This is a genomic window from Clostridium felsineum DSM 794 (genome assembly GCF_002006355.2).
In the GTDB taxonomy this organism is placed as follows: Bacteria; Bacillota; Clostridia; order Clostridiales; family Clostridiaceae; genus Clostridium_S; species Clostridium_S felsineum.
In genome coordinates, this window is record NZ_CP096980.1 from 1,682,171 (window position 1) to 1,707,505 (window position 25,335).

20 protein-coding genes, 2 tRNA genes, 3 rRNA genes and 2 riboswitches are annotated in these 25,335 nt (G+C 33.4%); of the genes, 21 read left to right on the forward strand and 4 right to left on the reverse strand.

Annotation, left to right across the window (positions count from 1 at the left end; all coding sequences use genetic code 11):
* Positions 1–4: 4 nt before the first annotated feature.
* From CLFE_RS07895 to CLFE_RS07925, 7 genes are all read left to right on the forward strand, one after another.
* Positions 5–451: a hypothetical protein gene (locus CLFE_RS07895; protein WP_077895123.1), complete on the forward strand. Its 447-nt coding sequence runs from the start codon at positions 5–7 to the stop codon at positions 449–451.
* 453 nt (positions 452–904) lie between these two features.
* Positions 905–2,410, forward strand: a 16S ribosomal RNA gene (locus CLFE_RS07900).
* 92 nt (positions 2,411–2,502) lie between these two features.
* Positions 2,503–2,576 (forward strand) — tRNA-Ile (locus CLFE_RS07905).
* A 253-nt stretch (positions 2,577–2,829) separates the two neighbouring features.
* Positions 2,830–5,734 (forward strand): 23S ribosomal RNA (locus CLFE_RS07910).
* A 68-nt stretch (positions 5,735–5,802) separates the two neighbouring features.
* Positions 5,803–5,919 (forward strand): 5S ribosomal RNA (gene rrf, locus CLFE_RS07915).
* The 16S, 23S and 5S rRNA genes sit together here with 2 tRNA genes alongside, the layout of an rRNA operon.
* 9 nt (positions 5,920–5,928) lie before the next feature.
* Positions 5,929–6,003 (forward strand) — tRNA-Asn (locus tag CLFE_RS07920).
* A 58-nt stretch (positions 6,004–6,061) separates the two neighbouring features.
* Positions 6,062–6,787, forward strand: a complete 726-nt coding sequence (locus CLFE_RS07925; protein ID WP_077894630.1) for a lysophospholipid acyltransferase family protein — start codon at positions 6,062–6,064, stop codon at positions 6,785–6,787.
* A 136-nt stretch (positions 6,788–6,923) separates the two neighbouring features.
* Here the strand turns inward: CLFE_RS07925 and CLFE_RS07930 are convergent, their stop codons facing one another.
* The gene (locus tag CLFE_RS07930) at positions 6,924–7,223 is read right to left on the reverse strand and encodes a hypothetical protein (protein WP_077834377.1); all 300 of its coding nucleotides are present in this window, start codon (positions 7,221–7,223) and stop codon (positions 6,924–6,926) included.
* Positions 7,224–7,302: 79 nt separating this feature from the next.
* Here CLFE_RS07930 and CLFE_RS07935 point away from each other — a divergent pair, with 79 nt between their 5' ends.
* From CLFE_RS07935 to CLFE_RS07965, 7 genes are all read left to right on the forward strand, one after another.
* Positions 7,303–7,770 carry a hypothetical protein gene (locus CLFE_RS07935; RefSeq protein WP_077894629.1) on the forward strand — a complete coding sequence of 156 codons (468 nt, stop codon included), beginning with the start codon at positions 7,303–7,305 and terminating at the stop codon, positions 7,768–7,770.
* A 345-nt stretch (positions 7,771–8,115) separates the two neighbouring features.
* Entirely contained in the window at positions 8,116–9,462 is a 1,347-nt protein-coding gene (locus CLFE_RS07940; RefSeq protein WP_077894628.1) for a beta/alpha barrel domain-containing protein, read from the forward strand.
* Between the two features lie 20 nt (positions 9,463–9,482).
* The gene (locus tag CLFE_RS07945) at positions 9,483–11,411 is read left to right on the forward strand and encodes an aconitate hydratase (protein WP_077894627.1); all 1,929 of its coding nucleotides are present in this window, start codon (positions 9,483–9,485) and stop codon (positions 11,409–11,411) included.
* A gap of 74 nt (positions 11,412–11,485) precedes the next feature.
* Positions 11,486–12,490 (forward strand): isocitrate/isopropylmalate dehydrogenase family protein, encoded by a 1,005-nt coding sequence (locus tag CLFE_RS07950; protein WP_077834373.1) that lies wholly within the window; start codon positions 11,486–11,488, stop codon positions 12,488–12,490.
* Positions 12,491–12,656: 166 nt separating this feature from the next.
* The gene (locus CLFE_RS07955) at positions 12,657–13,859 is read left to right on the forward strand and encodes an argininosuccinate synthase (protein ID WP_077894626.1); all 1,203 of its coding nucleotides are present in this window, start codon (positions 12,657–12,659) and stop codon (positions 13,857–13,859) included.
* A complete protein-coding gene (gene argH / locus CLFE_RS07960) occupies positions 13,859–15,172 on the forward strand; it encodes an argininosuccinate lyase (protein WP_077850791.1) in 1,314 nt (437 codons plus the stop codon). The genes CLFE_RS07955 and argH overlap by 1 nt, the downstream gene beginning before the upstream one ends.
* 221 nt (positions 15,173–15,393) lie before the next feature.
* Positions 15,394–17,136 (forward strand): phosphoenolpyruvate carboxykinase (ATP), encoded by a 1,743-nt coding sequence (locus CLFE_RS07965; RefSeq protein ID WP_077894625.1) that lies wholly within the window; start codon positions 15,394–15,396, stop codon positions 17,134–17,136.
* Positions 17,137–17,187: 51 nt separating this feature from the next.
* Here the strand turns inward: CLFE_RS07965 and CLFE_RS07970 are convergent, their stop codons facing one another.
* Positions 17,188–17,397, reverse strand: coding sequence for a DUF378 domain-containing protein (locus CLFE_RS07970; protein ID WP_077834369.1), 210 nt, complete (start codon positions 17,395–17,397; stop codon positions 17,188–17,190).
* Positions 17,398–17,475: 78 nt separating this feature from the next.
* A complete protein-coding gene (locus CLFE_RS07975; RefSeq protein WP_077834368.1) occupies positions 17,476–17,943 on the reverse strand; it encodes an Lrp/AsnC ligand binding domain-containing protein in 468 nt (155 codons plus the stop codon).
* 158 nt (positions 17,944–18,101) lie between these two features.
* Between CLFE_RS07975 and CLFE_RS07980 the strand changes: the two genes are divergently transcribed.
* From CLFE_RS07980 to pflA, 4 genes are all read left to right on the forward strand, one after another.
* On the forward strand, positions 18,102–18,899 hold the full coding sequence (locus CLFE_RS07980; RefSeq protein WP_077850792.1) for a ribonuclease H-like domain-containing protein: 798 nt from the start codon (positions 18,102–18,104) through the stop codon (positions 18,897–18,899).
* Positions 18,900–18,951: 52 nt separating this feature from the next.
* Positions 18,952–19,326, forward strand: a complete 375-nt coding sequence (locus CLFE_RS07985) for a CBS domain-containing protein (protein ID WP_077894624.1) — start codon at positions 18,952–18,954, stop codon at positions 19,324–19,326.
* Between the two features lie 74 nt (positions 19,327–19,400).
* Positions 19,401–19,479, forward strand: a riboswitch (ZMP/ZTP riboswitch).
* 103 nt (positions 19,480–19,582) lie between these two features.
* Positions 19,583–21,814, forward strand: a complete 2,232-nt coding sequence (gene pflB / locus CLFE_RS07990) for a formate C-acetyltransferase (RefSeq protein WP_077894623.1) — start codon at positions 19,583–19,585, stop codon at positions 21,812–21,814.
* Between the two features lie 10 nt (positions 21,815–21,824).
* On the forward strand, positions 21,825–22,538 hold the full coding sequence (gene pflA / locus CLFE_RS07995; RefSeq protein ID WP_077894622.1) for a pyruvate formate-lyase-activating protein: 714 nt from the start codon (positions 21,825–21,827) through the stop codon (positions 22,536–22,538).
* Between the two features lie 56 nt (positions 22,539–22,594).
* On the opposite strand, the gene CLFE_RS08000 is transcribed toward pflA, so the two are convergent.
* Positions 22,595–22,747, reverse strand: coding sequence for a FeoB-associated Cys-rich membrane protein (locus CLFE_RS08000; protein WP_077834363.1), 153 nt, complete (start codon positions 22,745–22,747; stop codon positions 22,595–22,597).
* Positions 22,748–22,946: 199 nt separating this feature from the next.
* Here CLFE_RS08000 and CLFE_RS08005 point away from each other — a divergent pair, with 199 nt between their 5' ends.
* The 3 genes from CLFE_RS08005 (at position 22,947) to CLFE_RS08015 (ending at position 25,322) form a co-directional block, all read left to right on the forward strand.
* Positions 22,947–23,342, forward strand: coding sequence for a PilZ domain-containing protein (locus CLFE_RS08005; protein WP_077834362.1), 396 nt, complete (start codon positions 22,947–22,949; stop codon positions 23,340–23,342).
* 181 nt (positions 23,343–23,523) lie between these two features.
* A riboswitch (SAM riboswitch) is annotated at positions 23,524–23,627 on the forward strand.
* A 76-nt stretch (positions 23,628–23,703) separates the two neighbouring features.
* Positions 23,704–24,666 (forward strand): methionine ABC transporter ATP-binding protein, encoded by a 963-nt coding sequence (locus CLFE_RS08010; RefSeq protein WP_077834379.1) that lies wholly within the window; start codon positions 23,704–23,706, stop codon positions 24,664–24,666.
* On the forward strand, positions 24,666–25,322 hold the full coding sequence (locus CLFE_RS08015) for a methionine ABC transporter permease (protein WP_077850795.1): 657 nt from the start codon (positions 24,666–24,668) through the stop codon (positions 25,320–25,322). Before CLFE_RS08010 ends, CLFE_RS08015 begins: the two co-directional genes overlap by 1 nt.
* The last annotated feature ends 13 nt before the right edge of the window (positions 25,323–25,335 follow it).

Below are 25,335 nucleotides of genomic sequence, written 5' to 3' on the forward strand. Positions count from 1 at the left end.
ATAAATGGATTATTTAAAGACTATAGAAGAAATTATAAGAGAAAATAAGTGGATAAGAAATGATATAGGAATGGGAAAAATTCAGTGTACAAAAATAGTTAAAGAAAACGAAAAACTTATGGCTATAATAGTGTCAAATAAATTAGAAACTCCTATATCCAGTTTTATAAGAAAAATTATTGTATTAGATGGAGAAATAATATTATTTTATGATGGTGAATACTATGAGAAAGTTGAGGAAGGGGAATATAATCGTTACAAAGATTATTTTAGCGATGATGAGTGGAAAATTATAATGGGAAATAACAAAACACAAGAATTGGTTCAAAGAGATAAGGTAAGTAAAAGAGAAGGAATTTATGTTGAGATACATGAAACAGCAAAAGAATATATAAATAGCAATTATGATGAAAAGCAAACAAATGAATTGAATAATATGTATAAACTTTAAAGTTAAGTGAAAAAAATATTTATGTATGAATTAATTTGTGATTTATAACTTAATTCATACATAAATGCCTAATTTTCCTTAAATCAAATAAATAAAAATAGTATTTATTAAAAAATGTTGACAAGGTTAAATAAAAATGATATTATAAATAAGCTGTCTGAGTGCAGCAAACAATTGAACTTTGAAAATTAAACAGAGAATTAAAGAACCAGCAATTCTTTTGAATAGAATTTATTCTATTTAAATAAATTTAGCGATGAGCTAAAGGAATACAGAGTAGCATCTGTATAAAAGATTCAGAAGACACTCGTTTTAGTAATAGCGAGGAAATTTTGGATAAGACGAGGAAATAAAGCGAGTCAATAGTAATCTATGATGAGTTTTATTGACGAAGTATTATACAAAATTAACCACTATAATCTATAGAGAGTCGCATGATTCTAATCAAACTTTTAAATTGAGAGTTTGATCCTGGCTCAGGACGAACGCTGGCGGCGTGCTTAACACATGCAAGTCGAGCGGGGAACTTCGGTTCCCAGCGGCGGACGGGTGAGTAACACGTGGGTAACCTGCCTCATAGTGGGGAATAGCCTTCCGAAAGGAAGATTAATACCGCATAATACTCGGAAATCACATGATTTCTGAGCCAAAGGATTTATTCGCTATGAGATGGACCCGCGGCGCATTAGCTTGTTGGTGAGGTAACGGCTCACCAAGGCTTCGATGCGTAGCCGACCTGAGAGGGTGATCGGCCACATTGGAACTGAGACACGGTCCAGACTCCTACGGGAGGCAGCAGTGGGGAATATTGCACAATGGGGGAAACCCTGATGCAGCAACGCCGCGTGAGTGATGAAGGTCTTCGGATCGTAAAACTCTGTCTTATGGGACGATAATGACGGTACCATAGGAGGAAGCCACGGCTAACTACGTGCCAGCAGCCGCGGTAATACGTAGGTGGCAAGCGTTGTCCGGATTTACTGGGCGTAAAGGATGTGTAGGCGGATATTTAAGTGAGATGTGAAATCCCCGGGCTTAACTTGGGGGCTGCATTTCAAACTGGATGTCTGGAGTGCAGGAGAGGAAGGCAGAATTCCTAGTGTAGCGGTGAAATGCGTAGAGATTAGGAAGAATACCAGTGGCGAAGGCGGCCTTCTGGACTGTAACTGACGCTGAGGCATGAAAGCGTGGGGAGCAAACAGGATTAGATACCCTGGTAGTCCACGCCGTAAACGATGAATACTAGGTGTAGGAGGTATCGACTCCTTCTGTGCCGCAGTTAACACAATAAGTATTCCGCCTGGGAAGTACGGTCGCAAGATTAAAACTCAAAGGAATTGACGGGGACCCGCACAAGCAGCGGAGCATGTGGTTTAATTCGAAGCAACGCGAAGAACCTTACCTAGACTTGACATCTCCTGAATTAGTCCGTAATGGATGAAGTCCCTTCGGGGACAGGATGACAGGTGGTGCATGGTTGTCGTCAGCTCGTGTCGTGAGATGTTGGGTTAAGTCCCGCAACGAGCGCAACCCTTATCATTAGTTGCTAACATTTAGTTGAGCACTCTAGTGAGACTGCCCGGGTTAACCGGGAGGAAGGTGGGGATGACGTCAAATCATCATGCCCCTTATGTCTAGGGCTACACACGTGCTACAATGGTAGGGACAAAAAGATGCTATACCGCAAGGTGGAGCTAAACTCAAAACCCTATCCCAGTTCGGATTGTAGGCTGAAACTCGCCTACATGAAGCCGGAGTTGCTAGTAATCGCGAATCAGAATGTCGCGGTGAATACGTTCCCGGGTCTTGTACACACCGCCCGTCACACCATGAGAGTCGGCAACACCCGAAGCCCGTGAGGTAACCTTTTGGAACCAGCGGTCGAAGGTGGGGTTGATGATTGGGGTGAAGTCGTAACAAGGTAGCCGTAGGAGAACCTGCGGCTGGATCACCTCCTTTCTAAGGAGTCGACATGGAAATGTAATTTTCATGAAGGTTCTTTGTTCTCTGTTTAATTTTGAAAGTTCAACTTTCTATAATATTTATAATGTGGGTTTATAGCTCAGCTGGTTAGAGCGCACGCCTGATAAGCGTGAGGTCGATGGTTCGAGTCCATTTAAACCCACTATTGTACTTTGAAAATTGCATAGTAATTAAGAGTAATACTCTAAAGCAAGGCAAAGTTAATTCTTTGTTGTTTGAATTTAAATATATTTACTTAGTATAGGATTCAATACCTCATATTAGTAATGATGAGGAAATTTTGGTGAATGCGAAGAGATAAAGAAAACTTATAGTAATATATAGTTGGCTTTACTCTGAAGTATTGAACGAAATTATCCATCATAATCTATAGGGATATTAATGAATTCTTGTAAGGTCAAGCTACAAAGGGCGCATGGTGAATGCCTTGGCACTAGGAGCCGATGAAGGACGTGATAAGCTGCGATAAGCTTCGGGTAGACGCAAATAGTCTGTGAACCGAAGATTTCCGAATGAGGAAACTCTCATGGGTAACCCCATGAACTATATACTGAATTCATAGGTATATAGAGGTAAACCCAGGGAACTGAAACATCTAAGTACCTGGAGGAAGAGAAAGAAAAATCGATTTCCTTAGTAGCGGCGAGCGAAACGGAAAGAGCCCAAACCGGAAACTTGTTTCCGGGGTTGCGGGCAGATCATTAAAGCTTTATATCTTAACCGAAGATTTCTGGAAAGTTAAACCATAGAAGGTAATAGTCCTGTAGGTGAAAAGAGAAAAAAGCCCGATCTGTACCAGAGTACCACGAGACACGTGAAACCTTGTGGGAAGCTGGGAGGACCACCTCCCAAGGCTAAATACTACCTAGTGACCGATAGTGAAGCAGTACCGTGAGGGAAAGGTGAAAAGAACCCCAGACGGGGAGTGAAATAGAACCTGAAACCGTGTGTCCACAACCGATCAAAACACGTTAATGTGTGATGATGTGCTTTTTGTAGAACGAGCCAACGAGTTACGGTATGCAGCAAGGTTAAGCACTTAAGGTGCGAAGCCGAAGGGAAACCAAGTCTGAATAGGGCGCATAGTTGCATGCTGTAGACCCGAAACCGGGTGACCTATCCATGGCCAGGGTGAAGCGGAAGTAAAATTCCGTGGAGGCCCGAACCACAATGGTGTTGAAAAACCATGGGATGAGCTGTGGATAGGGGAGAAATTCCAATCGAACTCGGATATAGCTGGTTCTCCTCGAAATAGCTTTAGGGCTAGCGCCATGAATGAGTACCGGAGGTAGAGCACTGAATGAGGTAGGGGCTGACAACAGTTACCGAACTCTATCAAACTCCGAATGCTGGATACTTGAATCATGGTAGTCAGACTGCGAATGATAAGATCCGTAGTCAAAAGGGAAACAGCCCAGATCACCAGCTAAGGTCCCAAAGTATAGATTAAGTGGTAAAGGATGTGGGATTTCTAAGACAACTAGGATGTTGGCTCAGAAGCAGCCATTCATTAAAAGAGTGCGTAATAGCTCACTAGTCAAGAGATCCTGCGCCGAAAATGTCCGGGGCTAAAATCTAACACCGAAGCTGTGAACTTGTACTTCGTACAAGTGGTAGAGGAGCATCCTGTATGGGCTGAAGTCGTACCGAAAGGAGCGGTGGACTGTACAGGAGAGAGTATGTTGGCATAAGTAGCGAGAACTAAGTGAGAATCTTAGTGGTCGAAAACCTAAGGTTTCCTGGGGAAGGTTCGTCCGCCCAGGGTAAGTCGGGACCTAAGCCGAGGCCGAAAGGCGTAGGTGATGGACAATCGGTTGATATTCCGATACCGCAGAGTAACGTTATGAGAAATGGGATGACGCAGAAGGATAGGATATGCGTACGTTATTGGAAGTACGTCTAAGCACTGAGAGTGGAAGATAGGAAAATCCGTCTTCCTTAAGCTTGGGGTGTAATGGTGAGGTAGTTTACTACCGAAATATCTGATTTCATACTGCCAAGAAAAGTCTCTATCCAGGAGCTCTGTGCCCGTACCGCAAACCGACACAGGTAGGTGAGGAGAGAATCCTAAGACCATCGGAAGAATTGCTGTTAAGGAACTCGGCAAATTGACCCCGTAACTTCGGGAGAAGGGGTGCCTACGAGAGTAGGTCGCAGAGAATAGGCCCAAGCAACTGTTTATCAAAAACACAGGTTTCTGCTAAAGCGAAAGCTGAAGTATAGGAGCTGACGCCTGCCCGGTGCTGGAAGGTTAAGGGGAATGCTTAGCGCAAGCGAAGGCATGAACTTAAGCCCCAGTAAACGGCGGCCGTAACTATAACGGTCCTAAGGTAGCGAAATTCCTTGTCGGGTAAGTTCCGACCCGCACGAATGGCGTAATGATTTGGGCACTGTCTCAACAGCAAATCCGGCGAAATTGTAGTGCAAGTGAAGATGCTTGCTACCCGCGATTGGACGGAAAGACCCCGTAGAGCTTTACTGTATCTTAGCATTGAATTTCGGTATTGTCTGTACAGAATAGGTGGGAGACTTGGAAGCAGTTCCGTCAGGAATTGTGGAGTCGTCTTTGGGATACCACCCTGACAGTACTGAGGTTCTAACCGGAGGCCATGAAACTGGTCACGGGACATAGCTAGGAGGGCAGTTTGACTGGGGCGGTCGCCTCCTAAAAAGTAACGGAGGCGCCCAAAGGTTCCCTCAGCGCGGTTGGAAACCGCGCGTAGAGTGCAAAGGCAGAAGGGAGCCTGACTGCGACACAAACAAGTGGAGCAGAGACGAAAGTCGGGCTTAGTGATCCGGTGACTCCTCGTGGGAGGGTCATCGCTCAACGGATAAAAGCTACCTCGGGGATAACAGGCTGATCTCCCCCAAGAGTCCACATCGACGGGGAGGTTTGGCACCTCGATGTCGGCTCGTCGCATCCTGGGGCTGAAGTAGGTCCCAAGGGTTGGGCTGTTCGCCCATTAAAGCGGCACGCGAGCTGGGTTCAGAACGTCGTGAGACAGTTCGGTCCCTATCCGTCGCGGGCGAAGGAAATTTGAGAGGAGCTGTCCTTAGTACGAGAGGACCGGGATGGACTGACCTCTGGTGTACCAGTTGTCTTGCCAAAGGCACGGCTGGGTAGCTATGTCGGGAAGGGATAAACGCTGAAGGCATCTAAGCGTGAAGCCCACCTCAAGATTAGATTTCCCATAACATAAGTTAGTAAGACCCCTGTAAGAACAACAGGTGATAGGTCAGAGGTGTAAGAATGGTAACATTTTAAGCTGACTGATACTAATAGGTCGAGGGCTTGACCAATTAAAGTAAATATGATATAATTACTATGCAATCTTGAGAGTACAAGGTACTTTCTAAAATTAAATAAATCCGGTGATCATAGCATGGTTGTAACACCCGTTCCCATACCGAACACGAAGGTTAAGAACCAGAACGCCAATGGTACTGCAGGGGAGGCTCTGTGGGAGAGTAGGTCATTGCCGGGTAGAATGTATTCCGCGATAGCTCAACGGTGGAGCACTCGGCTGTTAACCGATAGGTTGAAGGTTCGAATCCTTTTCGCGGAGCCATTTTATTTTTTGATGTAGTATAGCTTTGCTATTATTAAGTTAAAAAGAGGTAACATTTATGCGATGGATTTTTTTGTATATATATTTTGTTTTTTACATGATTAGAACTATGTTTTTTAAGATAAAACTTAATAAAATAAAAAAGACTAGGACTAATGAAGAATATGAAGCAGCTGTTCATAACGTAATTTTTAATTGGGCAAAAACAATACTCAAAGTTATTGGAATCAAAGTAAATGTAAAGGGAATTGAAAATATACCTAAAGATACATGTGTTTTTATTTCTAATCATCAGAGTAATGTTGATTTTTTAGCTATAATGGGAACTATTGATAAGCAAATAGGATTTATAGCGAAGAAGGAAATTTTGAAGATAAAAGTTGTAAGTGGTTGGATGAGAATGATGCATTGTGTATTTATTGATAGAAATGATATACGTAAATCTCTTATGGCTATAAATGAAGGCGTGGATAACTTGAAAAAAGGATATTCTATGGCTATATTTCCAGAAGGAACTAGAAGTAAAAGCAGTAATATGAGTGAGTTTAAAAAAGGTAGTTTAAAACTTGCTACAAAAGCTAATGCAATTGTTGTACCTATAGCTATTGATGGAGGGTACAAGCTTTTTGAAGAAGTCAATGGCAAATTAAGATCAGGTGTTGTGAATATGTCAATATTAGAACCTATAAATATTGCAGAATTAGATAAAGAGCAAAAAGCAAACATATCAGAAATTCTTCATAATAGGATTAATAGTGAATTGAATAATATAAAGATGAAGTAATAGATGAATATAAGATGTATTTATGAAAAGATTTAGATAAATTAATATAGGAAAAATAAGCTTTAATATAGTATATTGGTTAATAATACTATATTAAAGCTTATTTTTTAGTATAAAAAATTATTATTGAGAATAATTAATCCATTGAAGAATTAATATTTTCATTTAAAAGTGATTCTAGTGCCATAACTTTAACTTTTAAAATAGTATTTTGTTGAACTAATTTTTCGATGTTTTTTTGATAATTAATATTAATTGATTCTATTTTTTTAAAATTAGTTTCTAAATTAATTATTTTTTCGTTTTTTTCATTTATTAGATGGGAATAGATTTCATCAATTAAAATAGTTTTTTCTGATTTGAATTTTAAGGTTTCTATTATCTCATGAGCCTTTTCATTGGTGTCCTTTAAAATTTTATAAAACAAATTTTCCATAAATTAAGTAACTCCTCTTTTATAAGTAGTATATAAGTTTATTATATGTTAATAATAAAAATTAATGAGGGAGAAATCTATGAATGAAAATAAAGATATAAACAAATTTTTACATAAAAAAGAATTAAAAAATAGAAAGTTAGACAATAAGATAAATAATCTTGAAAATTTATTATCTAAGTTAAATAAGCAAAATGATAAGCTTTTGTATAAGCTTAAAGAGGAAAAATTAAGAAATGCTATACTAAATAATAGATATAATATTCTTTTGGATGAAATTAAAGAAAGAGGAATTGTATTTAAAATAAGAAAAAATGGTTCAAGATTGCTTGAGTGGCAAAACTTGTATTTTGATGTTAATGGAGAAAATGTTTGTATTAGAACATTAGATAAATATTTAATATATGAGTTTGATAATAATATAAGTTCACTAATCAAAATACTAATAAGGGAAAACTCTTATAGCCTTATAGTAATAAGAGTGAATGAAAAAAATGTAAAAATTCAATTAAGAATAACAGAAAGGTATAATACAAATAGAGAATGATAAAAAGTTATTAATCATTTAAGCGATTAATAACTTTTTTTTTATATAATGAATGAAAAATTAATAAATTGATATGCATATTAAAATGAAACTGGAAAAATGAAATGTTATTTAACTAATTATTCAAAAAAGATTATATATAAATTGAAAACAACATTTTTATATGTTAGAATATATTATATTAATTAGAAAAAAACAATATAAATCTAGCAAATAAGAGGTTTTGCAAAAAAGATACTGTATTGGAGCAAAATGAATTTATTATTGTAAAAAATTCTATTGATTGAATTATGAAGGATTTAAAAAATAAAAATCATTTTGAATTTTATATTAGGAAGTGATTTTATGAAAAAGATAAAGTTAAAGAATGTTGAAAATGCGAATCTATATAGAGAAATTTTCCCATATAGTGATGTTCCCAAAATTAATTTTAATATGAACGAAATAAAAGTAGACATTCCAGATAAAATATGGATAACTGATACAACTTTTAGAGATGGACAACAATCAATGACACCATTTACAGTTGAACAAATAGTTAAGCTTTTCGATTATTTGAATAAATTAGATAATAATACTGGTGTTATAAGACAAACTGAGTTTTTCTTATATACAAACAGAGATAAAGAAGCTTTAATTGAATGTATGCAGAAGGGATATAAATTTCCAGAGATAACTACATGGATTAGAGCAAACAAAAATGATTTTAGCTTGGTAAAGGATATAGGGATTAAAGAAACAGGAATTTTAATGTCTTGTTCTGATTATCATATTTTTAAAAAGTTAAATATGAATAGAGAACAAACTTATAACAAATACATTGAAATAGTTGAGGAAGCTCTCTCAAATGGCATAGTACCTAGATGTCATCTTGAAGATATAACTAGAGCTGATTTCTTTGGGTTTGTAGTTCCGCTTGTAAATAAGCTGATGGAGCTTTCAGATAAATATGGCATTCAAGTAAAGATAAGAGCTTGTGATACTTTGGGGTTAGGAGTTTCGTTTCCAGGTGTGGAGCTTCCAAGAAGTGTACCTGCAATAATTAGTGGACTTAGAAAGTATTGTAATGTTCCAGCTTCAGCACTTGAGTGGCATGGTCATAATGACTTTTATTGTGTTGTGCCTAATGCTACAGCAGCATGGATGTATGGGTGTTCTTCTGTAAATACAACATTACTTGGAATTGGAGAACGAACTGGAAATTGTCCTTTGGAGGCTATGGTGTTTCAGTATTGTCAACTAAAGGGTAATCCTGGTATGAATATTCATGCTATAACAGAAATAGCAAAGTATTTTGAAAATGAAATGAAATATGAAATACCACCTAGAACACCTTTTGTTGGTACTGATTTTAATGTTACAAGGGCTGGTATTCATGCAGATGGAATTTTAAAGGACCAGGAAATATACAATATATTCGATACAGAAAAAATTCTTGATAGGCCAGTGCTTGTAGCTATAAATGAATATTCAGGATCAGCAGGGATAGCGGCTTGGATTAATATCTATTTTAAATTGAACAAGGAAAATGAGGTCCATAAAAAGGATGATCGAGTTGCAGAAATAAAAAAATGGGTAGATAATCAATATGAAGGTGGAAGAACAACTTCTATAACAAATAAAGAACTTGAAATAGAAGTAAAAAGATATTTTAAAGAATTAATAGATGTAGAAAATACTAGAGCTAGCTAGATTATTAAGGAGAGATTTAAATGGGATTAACATTAACAGAAAAAATAATTAAAAGTCATCTTGTAAAGGGTGATATGACAAAAGGCAGTGAAATAGGTATAAGAATTGATAATACACTTACTCAAGATTCAACTGGTACAATGGCATATTTACAATTTGAAGCACTTTCAATAGATCAAGTAAAAACAAAGAGATCAGTTGCGTATATAGATCATAATATACTTCAAACTGGTCCCGAAAATGCAGATGATCATTTGTATATACAGACAGTAGCTAAGAAGCATGGTATATATTTTTCAAAGCCTGGGAATGGTATATGTCATCAGGTCAATTTAGAGAGATTTGATGTACCTGGAGAAACTTTAATAGGATCAGATAGTCATACTCCTACAGCAGGAGGAATGGGAATGCTTGCAATAGGTGCAGGTGGATTAGATGTAGCAGTTGCTATGGGTGGAGGAGAATATTATATAATAAACCCAAAGGTAGTTAAGGTAAATCTAAAGGGAAAACTTAATACAATGGTTTCTGCAAAGGATATAATATTAGAGGTTTTAAGACAAGTTACCGTAAAAGGTGGAGTAGGAAAGGTATTTGAATATATAGGAGAGGGAGTTAAATATCTTTCTATACCAGAGAGAGCTACTATTTGTAATATGGGAGCTGAGCTTGGAGCAACTACTTCAATATTCCCAAGTGATGAGAAAACAAAAGAGTTTTTAGAGGCTCAAGGTAGAGTAGAAGATTTTAAAGAACTTTCTGCGGATAAAGATGCAGTATATGATGAAGAAGTAGTTATTAATTTAGATGAACTTCAGCCGTTAGTAGCATGTCCGCATAGTCCTGATAAAGTTGAAAAAGTTTCTGGAATAAAAAATCTTAAAGTTAATCAAATAGCTATAGGAAGTTGTACAAATTCATCATTTGTTGATTTGATGAAGGTTTCTGAAATATTAAAGGGAAAAACTATTGCAGAAAATGTATCCTTGGTTATAGCTCCAGGATCAAAGCAAGTTTTAACTATGCTTTCAAAAAATGGAGCGCTTGCAAATCTTGTTTCAGCAGGCGCGAGAATACTTGAATGTGCATGTGGACCTTGTATAGGTATGGGACAATCACCATCAACAGATGCAGTTTCATTAAGAACCTTTAATAGAAATTTTGAAGGAAGATCAGGAACGGTTTCAGCTAAGGTTTATCTTGTGAGCCCTGAAACTGCTGCTGTTTCAGCATTAACAGGAGTATTAACAGATCCAAGAGAGTTTAAAGAAACAGTAGAGAAGATAGAAATACCAGAAAAATTCTTAATCAATGATAATTTGATAGTAAGTCCTTCTAAAACACCAGAAGATATTGAAATAGTAAGAGGACCTAATATAAAACCTTTCCCTAAGGCAAAACCTCTTTCAGATGATATCACTGGAAAAGCACTTATTAAAGTTGAAGATAACATAACAACAGATCATATTATGCCATCAAATGCGAAATTGTTGCCATTTAGATCTAATATTCCACATTTAGCTGACTTTTGTTTAACACCTTGCGATAAAGATTTTCCTAAGAATGCAAAAGAAAATAATGGAGGATTTATAGTAGCAGGATCAAATTACGGTCAAGGATCAAGTAGAGAGCATGCAGCTCTTGCACCATTATACTTAGGTATAAAAGCAGTTTTTGCCAAATCTTTTGCAAGAATACACAAAGCTAATTTAATAAACAATGGAATTATTCCTCTTGTTTTTGAAAGTGAAAATGATTATGATAAAATAAGTAAAGGTGATGAACTTCAAATAAATGATACTATAAATCAAGTTCAAACTGGAACTTTATATGTTGAAAATATATCTAAGGGTGAAAAATATAAGATGATTTTAGATATACCAGAAAGACAAAAGGATATGCTTATATGTGGTGGAAAGCTAAATCAGATAAAAAAGAGCGAAAAATAAAAGATTAATGAGGGCTTTATGCCCTTTTCAATTTTTGCATAAATATAAATTTTATAATTGGAGGTATAGCATTTATGAAAAAGAAACATACAATAACACTTATTCCTGGAGATGGAATAGGTCCAGAGGTAACAGATGCAGCTAAAAAAGTAATAGAAGCAGCAGGTGTTGATATTACTTGGGATATAGTTGAAGCAGGAGCAAAGGTTATGGAGGAGTTTAGCACACCTCTTCCTGAATATGTACTAGATAGCATAAAGAAAAATAAGATAGCACTTAAGGGACCGATAACAACTCCTGTTGGAAGTGGCTTTAGAAGTGTAAATGTTGCTTTAAGGCAAGCTTTTAATCTATATGCTAACGTTAGACCTATAAAGACATATGAAGGAATACCTACAAGATATAAAGATATAGATTTAATTATAGTTCGCGAAAATACGGAGGACTTATATGCAGGAATTGAGCATAAAATTGGAGATTATGCAGCTGAAAGTATTAAAATAATAACTAGAGAAGCAAGTGAAAGAATCGTTGATTTTGCATTCCAAATGGCAGTTAAACAAAGTAGAAAAAAAGTTACAGCTGTACATAAAGCTAACATAATGAAATATTCTGATGGGTTATTTTTAAGCTGTGCGAGAAAGGTAGCTGAAAACTATAAGGATAAAGAATTTGAAGATATGATAGTTGATGCTATGAGTATGAAGCTAGTTCAAACTCCAGAAAAGTATGATGTGCTTGTAATGCCTAATCTTTATGGAGACATATTATCCGATATGGCAGCAGGACTTGTTGGTGGGCTTGGAGTAGCACCAGGAGCAAATATAGGAAAGGAAATTTCAATATTTGAATCAATTCATGGTTCAGCTCCAGATATAGCAGGAAAAAATATTGCAAATCCAACAGCAGCCATACTTTCTGGTGTAATGATGCTTAGATATATAGGTGAATTTGAAGCGGCAGATAGAATAGATAATGCAATAAGGGTAGTATTAAAGGAAGGAAATAAAGTAACTTCTGATTTGGGTGGAAGCACTGGTACAAAGGAGTTTGCTGAAGAAGTTATAAAAAATCTATAAAGTAAAAAGTAAAAGATGAGAGCTCAAGGGCTCTTATTTTTTTATGAATAATTATAAAAAATGTTGCATAATTATAAAAAAAGACGTATAATTATAACATAAAAGGTTACGTGTATTACATAGATTTATGACTTATAAATAGTATTCATGAAAGGTGTTTGATAGTATGAAGGAAAAAGTAGTTTTAGCGTATTCAGGTGGACTTGATACATCAGTAACAATTCCATGGCTTAAAGATAATTATGATGTTGAAGTAATAGCTGTCTGTGTTAATGTAGGACAGGAAGATGATATGGATAAGGTTAAAGAAAAAGCTATAAAAAGTGGTGCAGCTAAAATATATGTTGAAGATGTTAAAAACGAATTTGTAACTGATTATTTATACAATGCTATAAAATGGAATGCAACTTATGAAGGAAAATATCTTTTAGGAACATCATTTGCAAGGCCATTAATTGCAAAAAAATTAGTTGAGGTTGCACATAAAGAAGGTGCTAAATATATATGTCATGGATGTACTGGAAAGGGAAATGATCAGGTTCGTTTTGAGACGGCTATTGCGGCCATGGACCCTTATATTAAAATCATTGCTCCATGGAGACTTTGGAATATAGATTCAAGAGAAGCAGAAATAGATTATGCGTTAAGTAAGGGAGTAGAGGTTCCAGTAACAAAGGAAAAGATATATTCAGAAGATTGGAATCTATGGCACATAAGTCATGAAGGTGGAGATTTAGAAGATCCTAAAAATGAGCATAAAACAGATATGTATAAATGTGTTATTCCACCAGAGAAAGCAAAGGATGAGGACACATATATAAGCATATATTTTGAAGAAGGTATACCATATAAGATTAATGGAGAAGAATTAGAACCTGTTAAGCTTATTGAAAAGGTAAATAAAATAGCAGGAGAAAATGGTATAGGGGTTGTAGACCTTGTTGAAAATAGACTTGTTGGAATGAAATCAAGAGGAGTGTATGAAACACCAGGTGGAACACTTCTTTATGAAGCACATGACCAGCTTGAAAGATTAACAGTTGATAAGGATGCATATCACTATAAGCAAATGCTCGCTTTAAAATATTCAGAGCTTGTATATGATGGATTATGGTTTACAACAACGAGAGAAGCGCTAGATGCTTTTGTAGACACAGTGGAGAAAAATGTTACAGGTACTGTAAAACTTAAATTGTACAAAGGAAATATGAAAGTTTCCAGTGTAGAATCTGAAAATGCATTATATGATGAGAGTATATCATCTTTTGGGGCAAGTGATTTATACGATCATAAGGATGCACAAGGATTTATAAATTTATTCAGCCTTCCAAGTAAAATAAAAGCTATGAAAAAAATGGAGAAAAAATAATGAAACTTTGGGGTGGAAGATTTAGAGAAAGTGAAAGTGAGCTTATGGAGGAATTTAATGCCTCTTTAAGCTTTGATAAGAAGCTATATAAGGAGGATATAGAAGGAAGCATAGCTCACGTTAAAATGCTGAATAAATGTAAAATAATAAATGAAGAAGAATGTGAAAAAATATTAAGGGGACTTAAATCAATAGATGATGATATAGAAAATGGTAAACTAAAAATAGAAGGAGACTATGAAGACATACATAGTTTTGTAGAAGTAAACTTGATAGATAGAATTGGGGAAGTAGGAAAAAAGCTTCATACAGCAAGAAGTAGAAATGATCAAGTTGCAGTAGATATGAAAATGTATGTTAAGAAAGGTTCTTATATTATAATTGATTGTATAGATAAGCTTATGTCTACAATTAAAAATAAGGCGGAAAATAATCATTTTATAATGCCAGGCTATACTCATATGCAAAGAGCACAAGTAGTAACCTTTACTCACCATATGATGGCATATTACAGTATGTTTAGTAGAGATAAAAAAAGGCTCTTAAATGCTATTTCAAATTTAAATGAAAGTCCACTAGGCTGCTGTGCCCTTGCAGGTACAACTTATGATACAGATAGAGAGTTAACAGCTAAAGAACTTGGCTTTGATAAACCAGTAGATAATTTTTTAGATGGTGTAAGCGATAGAGATTATCTAATAGAAGTATTATCCTCATTTTCAATATGCATGATGCATTTAAGCAGGTTAAGTGAAGAACTTATTATATGGAGTACTAAAGAGTTCAGTTTTGTTCAAATGGATGATAAATTTTCTACAGGTAGTAGTATAATGCCTCAAAAGAAAAATCCAGATGCAGCAGAACTTATACGTGGAAAAACTGGAAGGGTATATGGAGACTTAATGGCAATGCTTACAATTATGAAGGGTATTCCGCTTGCTTATAATAAGGATATGCAGGAAGATAAGGAACAATTTTTTGATTCTTTTGATACATTAAAAATGTGTTTATTAGTTATGGATGGAATGATTGATACCATGAAGGTTAAAGAGGCAGCTATGAAGGAAGCGGTAAAAGGCGGATTTTTAAATGCCACAGATGTAGCAGACTATTTAGTAAATAAGGGAATAGCTTTTAGGGATGCTCATAAAATATCAGGTGAAATTGTAATATACTGTGAAAATAATGATAAAACTATAGAAGAATTAAACATTGATGAATTTAAAAAATTCTGTGATTTATTTGATGATGATGTTTACGAATTTATAAATTATCATAATGTTATAAAAAAAGGAAATAAAAAAATAATGTAATATATATTATAGGGTTTTCAAAGTAACTTTAATTTGTGTACTAAAGTCATATAATGGTGCATAAATTAAATGATGCAGGAGAACCCTATATATTTTTGCGCAAATGAAAGGCGCACAATAGAAAAAACATTTTTGTGGTATAATATACATTGTTGGGCTATAGATGAATTATATGGATAATACCACATTCATCTTTATTTATTTAGGGGGCGAGGAATGAAATGCAAAAGGAATTTTCAATAAGTAATGATAAGGTTATAATTAATTTTACAGCAAAGTACTGTGATACATCTGAAAAAGTGCTAAATAGTGAAGGGTTTAAAAGAGTACTTGAAAAATTCATAAAAAAAGGAAGACATAAAACATCAAATGACTACAAGTATATAGAAGAGAATATTATAGAAGATAATGAAAAAAGCATGGCAAATAAACTTGTAGAAGTATTTAAGCTTTTATTAGTGTTTAAAAGAGAAGAAATAATTGATATGAATCCTAAATATGAAAGTTTTCTATCAAATAAAGATGAAATTATAAAAATAATAGAAAATATATATGGATTCTGGAGAAAGCTTGAAAGGTATACAGTAGTTCATAATAGCAAAATTAATGAAGGACTTGAAAATGTAAGCTTTGTGGATGCTAATCTTCAGTTTTCTCAACTTATAGTTAACACCTATAGAAAGATCGAAGAAAATATATTAGGTTCAAAACCTAAGGTGTATAGACAGCTTCCAGCAGGAGCTAATGCAGGTCTTATTGTTAATAGCATAAAATGGAAGTATCCAGAAGGATATGAATGTCTTAACGGAGTTCCAATTATAGATTCTGTTTTAATAGATCCGCCATTTATATCATATCCTAAAAAAATAAAAAGAGATGGAATTTTTTCAGAAGTATTTGAAAATCCACTTAATTGTAGAATAAATAAAGATCATTGGTTTTGCTTTCCAGTTAAAATAGGAACACTTCTTGCATTTATTTATTTCCATAGAGATTTTATGGCTCACGGGATAACTTTGTGTAACTTGTTTGAAATAGCTAAGGAAAGTGAATATAAAGATACAAAACCAGATATAGTATTTGTTTTTGGAGCGAGAGATAATAGTGAAATTACTAGGACTATATTTTATGATGATAAGAAAAATGATATTATGCTTGGATACATTAATTATAGTGTAAACATTGATTACTTTGGATATATGAAAAAGATGGCATTAACGCTGCATAATTTAATAATGATTAAGCGAGGATATTTACCAATACATGGTGCCATGGTAAACATTATTACTAAAGATGGTAATGAGGTTAATATAGTTATAATGGGTGATAGTGGTGCAGGTAAATCTGAAAGCCTTGAGGCGTTTAGAGAATTAGGAGAAGAATATATAAGCGATATGACAGTAATATTTGATGATATGGGAGTTGTAAAACCAAATGCACTAAATGGTAAGCCAATGGGGTATGGAACAGAAATTGGTGCCTTTGTAAGATTGGATGATCTTGATCCAGGATATGCATTTAGGGAAATTGATAGAAGTATATTTATGAATCCTGACAAGACAAATGCAAGACTTGTTATACCTGTTGCAAGCTATAGTGATATAACACATGGATATCCTATTGATTTATTTTTATATGCTAATAATTATGATAAAGGTGGAGAAGAACTTTCATTTTTTAATTCCGCAAAAGAGGCTATAAAAGTTTTTAGAAATGGAGCTAGAATGGCAAAAGGTACTACCACAGAAAAAGGTCTTGTTACAACGTTTTTTGCTAATCCGTTTGGACCAGTTCAAAAAGAGAAAGAAACGGACATACTTATAAATAAATATTTTGATGAATTTTTTAAGGCAGGAATAAAGGTGGGACAAATAAGAACACGTTTAGGAATAAAAGGTATGGAAAAGGATGGCCCTAAAAATGCAGCCATAAGGCTTCTAGATATAATAAAAAAATATAAATAATATAAATAATAGCGCAGGACTAATGTTCTGCGCCATTATTTATTCTAAACTTTATTTCTCTACTCTTACTTCTCTATCCCTTCCTAAAAAGGATATTGCATATAAGCCACATATACCTACTAGTGCGTAAATAATTCTTGTTAAAGAGGACATGGTTCCAAATAAAGCAGCAACTAAATCGAAGCTAAAGAAACCAATTAAACCCCAATTTATAGCGCCTATTATGACAAAAACTAACGCAATAACATCTAATGTTTTCATCACTACATCTCCTTTTATTAAGTTTACAGAATTATTATATGCGAAATAGCGTATATTATGTTAGAAAATAAATTTAGTTTAAGAAAAATCTATATTTCTATCTATTGGTTGGGAAAGAGCCATAAAAGTATTGGTTCTTTGTACACCATCTATAGTTTGTATTCTGTTAAGAAGAAGGTCTTGAAGACCAGATATACTTCGACAGACTACTTTTGCGAAAATAGAAAATTCACCTGTAATATAATAAAGTTCTACTATTTCCTTTATTTCCTTCATTGATTCAAGTACACTTGGAAATGAAACAGCTTTATCAAGATATATACCAACTAGACAGCAAATATCGTATCCTAATTTAGTATTGTCTACTATAAGCTTTGTACCTTTTATAATTCCCATGTCCTCCATTTTTTTCATTCTAACATGAATAGTTCCGCCGCTTACATGACACTCTCTCGCTATTTCTAGATATGGCGTTCTCGAATCTTCAACTAGAATATGTAATATTTGTAAATCTAAATCATCCAATCCATTAACTTGTAAATTCATTAAAATCAACTCCTATAAGTTATAGTAAACAACAATATTATAACAAATTCAATACCATTTTATCAAAATAAATATAAAAAATATTATAAAATTATAGTATTTTATTAGAAATCTATTTGGTGTATAATTTAAATGTATACACTGATTGGGGGATTTTTATGTATATTAATGAAAAAGACATAAAATTAGAGTTAGATAAAGAGATAATAAAACAATATAATATGAAGTCAATGATTTATTTTGATATAGAGACTACTGGATTTGATAGGGAACAAGATAACATAATATTAATATCAATAGGGTACTATAAAAATCAGGATATATTTCATATAAAGCAGTATTTTGCACAGGAATTAGAGCAAGAGAAAAGTATTTTAGAAAACTTAAAAAATTCTATAGAAAAATTTGATACATGGTGTTCATATAATGGAAAGGCTTTTGATGAACCTTTTATAAAATCAAGGATGAGTAAGTATAATATTGAGTTTAGAGTTCCAAGTGAACATTTTGATTTATATAGAAAGATAAGACCTTATCAAAAACAACTTGGCCTTGAGAGATGTAACTTGAAAACTGTCGAGCAGTATATAGGCATAAATAGAAAAGATACTATAGATGGTGGTATTAGTGTAGAGTTGTACAAAAGATATTTAAAAGATAAAAATGATGATTTAAAGCATACTATAATGCTTCATAATTATGAAGATGTATTAAACTTACCTAAAATATTTAAAATACTTTGGAAGATAAAGAAATGTGATTTTCTACGTGAGGACCATATAACGGAAAAGCAGCTTAAATACTTGAATTATTTGATGAAAAAACACAATGTATTAATAGATATTAACCTAGATAAGATATCCAAGCGAGCAGCATCAAAAGCTATAGGTGCAATATTAGAAGGAAATCACGATATTATAAGTATAAAGGATATCATAAAAAATAATTGCGTTTAGATTAAAAATAAAAATTATATATTAATGAATTTTAAGAGAAGGAGAGAGGAATATGGTAATAAGAGATATAATGATAAAAGATATTTTAAAGGTGCGAGATAATGCCACGTTAAAGGATGCACTCAAGATAATGACAAGTGATACAGTTAACAGCGCACCAGTGGTAAATGATAAGGATGAATTAGTTGGTATAGTAGTTAAAGCTGACATATATAGATTTTTGATAGAAGAAGGACACTATGATAGTTATCCAGTAGAAGCAGTAATGACTAAAAATGTAATATCAGTAAACGCTTCCAGTGATATAGTTGAGGTTGGAAAAATTTTAAGGGATAATAATATATTTGCAGTTCCTGTAGTTGAAGATAGTAAGGCAATAGGAATTGTTACATTAGAAGAATTACTTGATTATTTCCTAGAAAAGTAAAGTGGAATTTTAAAAAATAAAGCTTGTTGACATAAAGATAAAAGTATGTTATTTTTATTTTAGAATAATTGAATTAAAGGTCGTATAACCGGCGGAAGTGGAATAACCACAGGGAGTACGATTTTATTAAAGCCGACCGCCTGGGCAAACTAGTATATGTCCGGGTGGTTTTTATTTTACTCCTGGATAAGCTAATATTAGAAAATTTTGTGATTTAAAGAGCAATCGAAAATTTCAAACAAAGGAGAGTTTTGGTATGATTAAAGAATGGAATGATTTTAAAGAAGGTACATGGTTAAATAATATTGATGTTAGGAACTTTATACAAAAAAATTACACCCCATATATGGGTGATGAAGAATTCTTAGAAGAAGCTACAGAAAAAACAAAAAAACTTTGGGATAAGTGTGAGAAGCTTCTTATAGATGAAATAAAAAAGAATGGTGTTTTAAAGGCAGATAATAAAACTGTATCTGGAATAGATAGTTTTGAAGCTGGATATATAGATAAAGATAATGAAGTGATTTTTGGGCTTCAAACAGATGAACCGCTTAAAAGAATGGTAAATCCTTTTGGTGGAATAAGAATGGCAAAACAAGCTTTAGAAGCTTACGGTTATGAAATAGATGAAGGAGTTTATGATACATTTACAAAGTACAGGAAAACTCATAATGAAGGTGTTTTTGATGCTTATACAGATGAAATGAAAACGGCTAGACACGTTGGACTTTTAACAGGTTTACCTGATGCTTATGGAAGAGGAAGAATAATAGGAGATTTTAGAAGAGTTGCACTATATGGAATAGACTACTTAATTGAAAAGAAAAAAGCAGATTTAAAAGAATTAAAAGGCAATATGCTTGAAGATTTAATAAGAAGAAGAGAAGAAGTGTCAGAACAAATAAAAGCGTTAAAAGAAATGAAGTCTATGGCACTTAAATATGGAATAGATATATCAAGACCGGCAGCAAACGCTAAGGAAGCTGTTCAATTCACTTATTTTGGATATCTTGCAGGTATAAAAGAGAACAATGGTGCAGCTATGTCCCTTGGAAGAGTTTCAACATTTTTAGATATATATATTGAAAGAGATTTGAAAAATGGAGTTATAACTGAAAAAGAAGCACAAGAGATAATTGACCAATTTATAATAAAATTAAGATTCGAGAGACATCTTAGAACACCTGAATATAATGAACTTTTTGCAGGTGATCCTAATTGGGTTACTGAATCTATAGGTGGTATGAGTGTAAATGGAGAAACTTTGGTTACAAAAAATTCCTTTAGATTCCTTCATTCATTAACTAATTTGGGACCAGCTCCAGAGCCTAATATGACTGTACTTTGGTCAAACAAGCTTCCTGAAGACTTTAAGAAGTATTGTGCAAAGATGTCAATAAAAACAGACGCGCTTCAATATGAAAATGATGATATAATGAGACCTATATATGGAGATGATTATGGTATAGCTTGTTGTGTATCTGCAATGAAAATAGGTAAACAAATGCAGTTTTTTGGAGCTAGATGTAACTTAGCTAAATCTTTATTATATGCTATAAATGGTGGAGTAGATGAAAAGAAATTTGATTTAGTAGTACCTAACATAGAAAGAATAGAGGATGAAGTACTTGATTATAATAAAGTTAAAGAAAACTATTTTAAGGTTATGGAGTATGTAGCTAAGTTGTACGTAAATACTCTTAATTTAATACACTATATGCATGATAAGTATGCCTATGAAAAAGGGCTTATGGCACTTCATGATACAGAAGTTCATAGATTTTTGGCTTGTGGAGCAGCAGGACTTTCTGTAGCAGCAGATTCTTTAAGTGCAATAAAATACGCAAAGGTAAAACCTATTAGAAATGAAAATGGAATTGCTGTAGATTTTGAAATAGAAGGAGATTTTCCTAAGTACGGAAATGATGATGATAGAGCTGATGATATTGCAGTTGAAATAGTAAACAAATTTATGTCTGAGTTAAGAAAAACACCTACTTATAGAAATGCAGAGCATACATTATCAATATTAACTATAACTTCAAATGTAATGTATGGTAAAAAGACAGGAGCAACACCAGATGGTAGATTATCAGGAGAGGCTTTTGCACCGGGAGCTAATCCTATGCACGGAAGAGACAAAAATGGAGCATTAGCATCTTTAAATAGTGTTGCTAAAATTCCATATAGAGATGTTTGTCAGGATGGAATTTCAAATACATTTTCTATTATTCCAGATGCATTAGGAAAAAGTGAAGAAGATAGGAAAAGTAATCTAGCAGCTATTCTAGATGGGTATTTTGAGCAGGGGGCACATCATTTAAATGTAAATGTATTTAATCGTGAAACACTTTTAGATGCAATGGAAAATCCAGAAAAATATCCTACACTTACAATAAGGGTATCAGGATATGCAGTTAATTTCGTTAAACTTACAAGAGAACAACAGATGGAAGTTGTTAAGAGAACATTTCACGAAAGAATGTAGAGGTGTTAATTTGGGAAAAATTCATTCAATAGAGACAATGGGACTTGTTGATGGACCGGGAATAAGAGTTGTTGTTTTTTTGGCAGGATGCAGACTTAGGTGTGCATTCTGCCATAACCCAGATACGTGGAATATTAATTCTGGAGAAGAAATTTCTCCAGAAGATTTACTTAAAAAAGTTAAGAGATATAAAAATTATTTTGATAGATCTGGTGGTGGAATTACTTGTTCCGGCGGTGAACCTTTAATGCAGCCAGAGTTTTTAAAAGAATTTTTGAAGTTATGTAAAGAAAATGGAATAAACACGACAGTTGATACAGCAGGCTTTGGATGTAACCACTATGAAGAGATTTTAAAGTATACGGACTATGTTCTTCTTGATATAAAGCATATAAATAGTGAGGGTTACAAAAATTTAACTGGTGGAGACATGAATGAGTTTTACAAATTTGTTTCGGAAGTCAATAATTCAAAAGCAGTAGTCTGGATAAGACATGTTATGGTACCGGGGATAACTGATAATTATGAAAGTATGGATAGACTTGCAAAAATAGTACAAAAAGTTAAAAGAGTTGAGAAAGTTGAAATCTTACCATATCATACTCTTGGGATAAAAAAATATGAGAAGCTTGCAATAGAATATAAACTAAAGGGAATAAAAGATATGGATAAAGATACAGCATCAAAATTCGAAGAATATGTTAATGAGAAACTAAAGAAATAATTATATGAACCCCCTTTAATTATTAAATCATATCTTAATAATTAAAGGGGGCTTTATTACTTATTTTTTTTAATTGGTGAGCAGCCACTACAGGATTTTGAGCCACTACAGCAACTACAGTCTCCTTTTGCACTTTTCTTGAAGCTTTTATAAAAAATGTATAAGGCTGAACATATAATAATAAGTGTTATTAGTATTTCAATAATCATAAAAACTCACTCCTTTTAAGTACATACAAAATCACTAGAAATGAATATCATTTTCAATTAAATATTATCATTTAATCGTGATGATGTCAACAGAACTTAAGTTAACAATATTGAAAATATATTTCGAATTTTGTCGAAACATGATATAATATATTTATTAATTTGGTAACTGTACATAAATTCAGAAGGAGGAATTTATATGGTATTGGTCTCTACGTCAGATATTGATGATAGGAATAAACTCTGCAGGTACAAAACTGAAAAAAGAGGTAAAGTAAGAAAGAGAATTGAACTAGAAATATCATATCCTAGAGTAAATGATGAAAGTATTTACGAAAAATACAAAGGAGAAGAGCCACTATTAGAGGCAGTTAATATATCTGAATTTGGAATAGGTTTTAAAAGTAAGCTGCCGTTAAAATCAGGTGATTTTATAAGTTTCCTTCTTAGTATTGATGGAAAACCATCTTTTTGGTGCATTTCAATGATTAAATGGGTAGGATATAATGACAAATCATATGTAATTGGGTGCGAATTTATATCGTTAAATATGCAGCAGATAAGAGTGATAAGAAATTTTGTTGATAAGGATTAAATGCTGAAAATGTAGATTTAGCCTTAATAGTATTAGTTTTCTTTTAAGGCACTATTTTTAAAAACAAAAACATATTATTTTGATTGGAAAAATATATTTTGTGTATAAAATGGCTAAATTCGTATTGACATTTAAATGTAGACTAACTATAATATTAACTAAAGAATTAATAAAAATGGTGCACTTATCAAGAGAGGTGGAGGGACCGGCCCTGTGAAGCCCAGCAACCTGTATATATTTTATTACAAGGTGCTAATTCCTACAGCGCTAGCTGAGAGATGAGAATATATTTGATTTTAAAGTCAGAGTTTATTCTCTGGCTTTTTTATTATTTTTTAATCTAATGAGAAAGGTGAATGGCATGATAGAAATAAAGAATGTTTCCAAATACTTTTCAGGGAATAAGGTTCTTAAAGATGTTAACCTTAAGATTAAAGGTGGAGAAATATTTGGAATTGTTGGACATAGTGGGGCTGGAAAATCCACATTACTTAGATGTATTAATGGACTAGAAACTTATGATGAAGGAAAAGTAATAGTTAGTGGTAAAGAGCTGAAAGAAGTTCAAGGAAAAAGTCTTAGGGAATTTAGAAAAGAAATAGGTATGATATTTCAAAATTTTAATCTGCTTAATAGAAAAGATGTATATCATAATATATCATTACCACTTGAGGTTTGGGGAACTGACAAAAATAAAATAGATGCTAGAGTCAAAGAACTTTTAGAACTTGTAGATTTAAGTGATAAAGTAAAGAGTAAACCTTCTAATTTAAGTGGTGGACAAAAGCAGAGGGTAGCTATCGCAAGAGCATTGGCATTAAACCCTAAGATACTCTTATGCGATGAGGCCACATCGGCGTTAGACCCTAATACAACAAAATCTATATTAAATTTATTAAGAACAATAAATTCAAAATTAGGTATAACAATAGTTATTGTTACACATCAAATGGAGGTTGTTAAAGGAATATGTGAAAGAGCTGCCTTAATAGACGGAGGAGTTATAAAGGAAATTGGAGAAGTTGAGGAGCTATTCTTAAATCCAAGTGGTGAGATGAAAAAACTTATAGGACAAAGTGATGATGAGGTTCTACCTAAAGAAGGAATAAATATAAGAGTAATATTCCCTAAAAATAGCAGTGAAGGAGCTTTAATAACTTCCATGGCAAGGGAACTTAATGTGGATTTTTCAATTGTTTGGGGAAAACTTGAAAAGTTTAGAGATAATGTTTTGGGAAGTTTAGTTATAAATATTTCTGAAGGTGACAAGGAAATTATATGTAATTATTTAACTTCGCATAATGTAGTTTGGGAGGTGGCATAATGAGTACAGCAGAGATATTGAAACAAATTCTACTACCTTCGCTTTGGGAAACAATTTACATGGTTTTTGTAGCCACCTTATTTTCTATAGTAATTGGATTTATACCAGCAATAATACTTGTAATAACAGATGAAAATGGACTAAAACCAAATAAAATAGTATATAAGATATTAGATTTTATAATAAATATGCTTAGATCCTTCCCTTTTTTAATTTTGATGATTGCTATATTTCCATTTACAAAATTACTTACAGGAAAACAAATAGGTACGACAGCAGCAATAGTCCCATTAACTATTGGAGCATTTCCTTTTGCAGCTAGAGTTATAGAATCTTCACTTAAAGAGGTAGATAAAGGAATAATTGAAGCAGCTAAATCTTTTGGTTCAAGTAATTTTCAAATTATATTTAGAGTTATGATAAAGGAAGCTATGCCTTCAATTGTCCTTGGAATTACACTTACAGTTATCAACATAATAGGATATTCAGCTATGGCAGGAGCAATAGGAGGTGGTGGCCTTGGAGCTGCCGCTATGCAATATGGCTATAATATGTTTAATACAACCGTCATGGTTTATACAGTAATAATACTTATGATTATTGTTCAAATATTACAATCAATTGGAAACTTTATCTATAAAATGATGATTAAATAAATAGGGGGAACAA

Bases quoted from the DNA above. Each gene is read 5' to 3' on its own strand.
- CLFE_RS07970 (WP_077834369.1), bottom strand. From the start codon at position 17,397: ATGAAAACATTAGATGTTATTGCGTTAGTTTTTGTCATAATAGGCGCT.
- argH (WP_077850791.1), top strand. From the start codon at position 13,859: ATGAAACTTTGGGGTGGAAGATTTAGAGAAAGTGAAAGTGAGCTTATG.
- CLFE_RS07955 (WP_077894626.1), top strand. From the start codon at position 12,657: ATGAAGGAAAAAGTAGTTTTAGCGTATTCAGGTGGACTTGATACATCA.
- CLFE_RS08005 (WP_077834362.1), top strand. From the start codon at position 22,947: ATGGTATTGGTCTCTACGTCAGATATTGATGATAGGAATAAACTCTGC.
- CLFE_RS07930 (WP_077834377.1), bottom strand. From the start codon at position 7,223: ATGGAAAATTTGTTTTATAAAATTTTAAAGGACACCAATGAAAAGGCT.
- CLFE_RS07940 (WP_077894628.1), top strand. From the start codon at position 8,116: ATGAAAAAGATAAAGTTAAAGAATGTTGAAAATGCGAATCTATATAGA.
- CLFE_RS08000 (WP_077834363.1), bottom strand. From the start codon at position 22,747: ATGATTATTGAAATACTAATAACACTTATTATTATATGTTCAGCCTTA.
- CLFE_RS07895 (WP_077895123.1), top strand. From the start codon at position 5: ATGGATTATTTAAAGACTATAGAAGAAATTATAAGAGAAAATAAGTGG.
- CLFE_RS07980 (WP_077850792.1), top strand. From the start codon at position 18,102: ATGTATATTAATGAAAAAGACATAAAATTAGAGTTAGATAAAGAGATA.
- CLFE_RS08015 (WP_077850795.1), top strand. From the start codon at position 24,666: ATGAGTACAGCAGAGATATTGAAACAAATTCTACTACCTTCGCTTTGG.
- CLFE_RS07950 (WP_077834373.1), top strand. From the start codon at position 11,486: ATGAAAAAGAAACATACAATAACACTTATTCCTGGAGATGGAATAGGT.
- CLFE_RS07925 (WP_077894630.1), top strand. From the start codon at position 6,062: ATGCGATGGATTTTTTTGTATATATATTTTGTTTTTTACATGATTAGA.
- CLFE_RS07935 (WP_077894629.1), top strand. From the start codon at position 7,303: ATGAATGAAAATAAAGATATAAACAAATTTTTACATAAAAAAGAATTA.
- pflB (WP_077894623.1), top strand. From the start codon at position 19,583: ATGATTAAAGAATGGAATGATTTTAAAGAAGGTACATGGTTAAATAAT.
- CLFE_RS07965 (WP_077894625.1), top strand. From the start codon at position 15,394: ATGCAAAAGGAATTTTCAATAAGTAATGATAAGGTTATAATTAATTTT.
- CLFE_RS07945 (WP_077894627.1), top strand. From the start codon at position 9,483: ATGGGATTAACATTAACAGAAAAAATAATTAAAAGTCATCTTGTAAAG.
- CLFE_RS07975 (WP_077834368.1), bottom strand. From the start codon at position 17,943: ATGAATTTACAAGTTAATGGATTGGATGATTTAGATTTACAAATATTA.
- CLFE_RS07985 (WP_077894624.1), top strand. From the start codon at position 18,952: ATGGTAATAAGAGATATAATGATAAAAGATATTTTAAAGGTGCGAGAT.
- CLFE_RS08010 (WP_077834379.1), top strand. From the start codon at position 23,704: ATGATAGAAATAAAGAATGTTTCCAAATACTTTTCAGGGAATAAGGTT.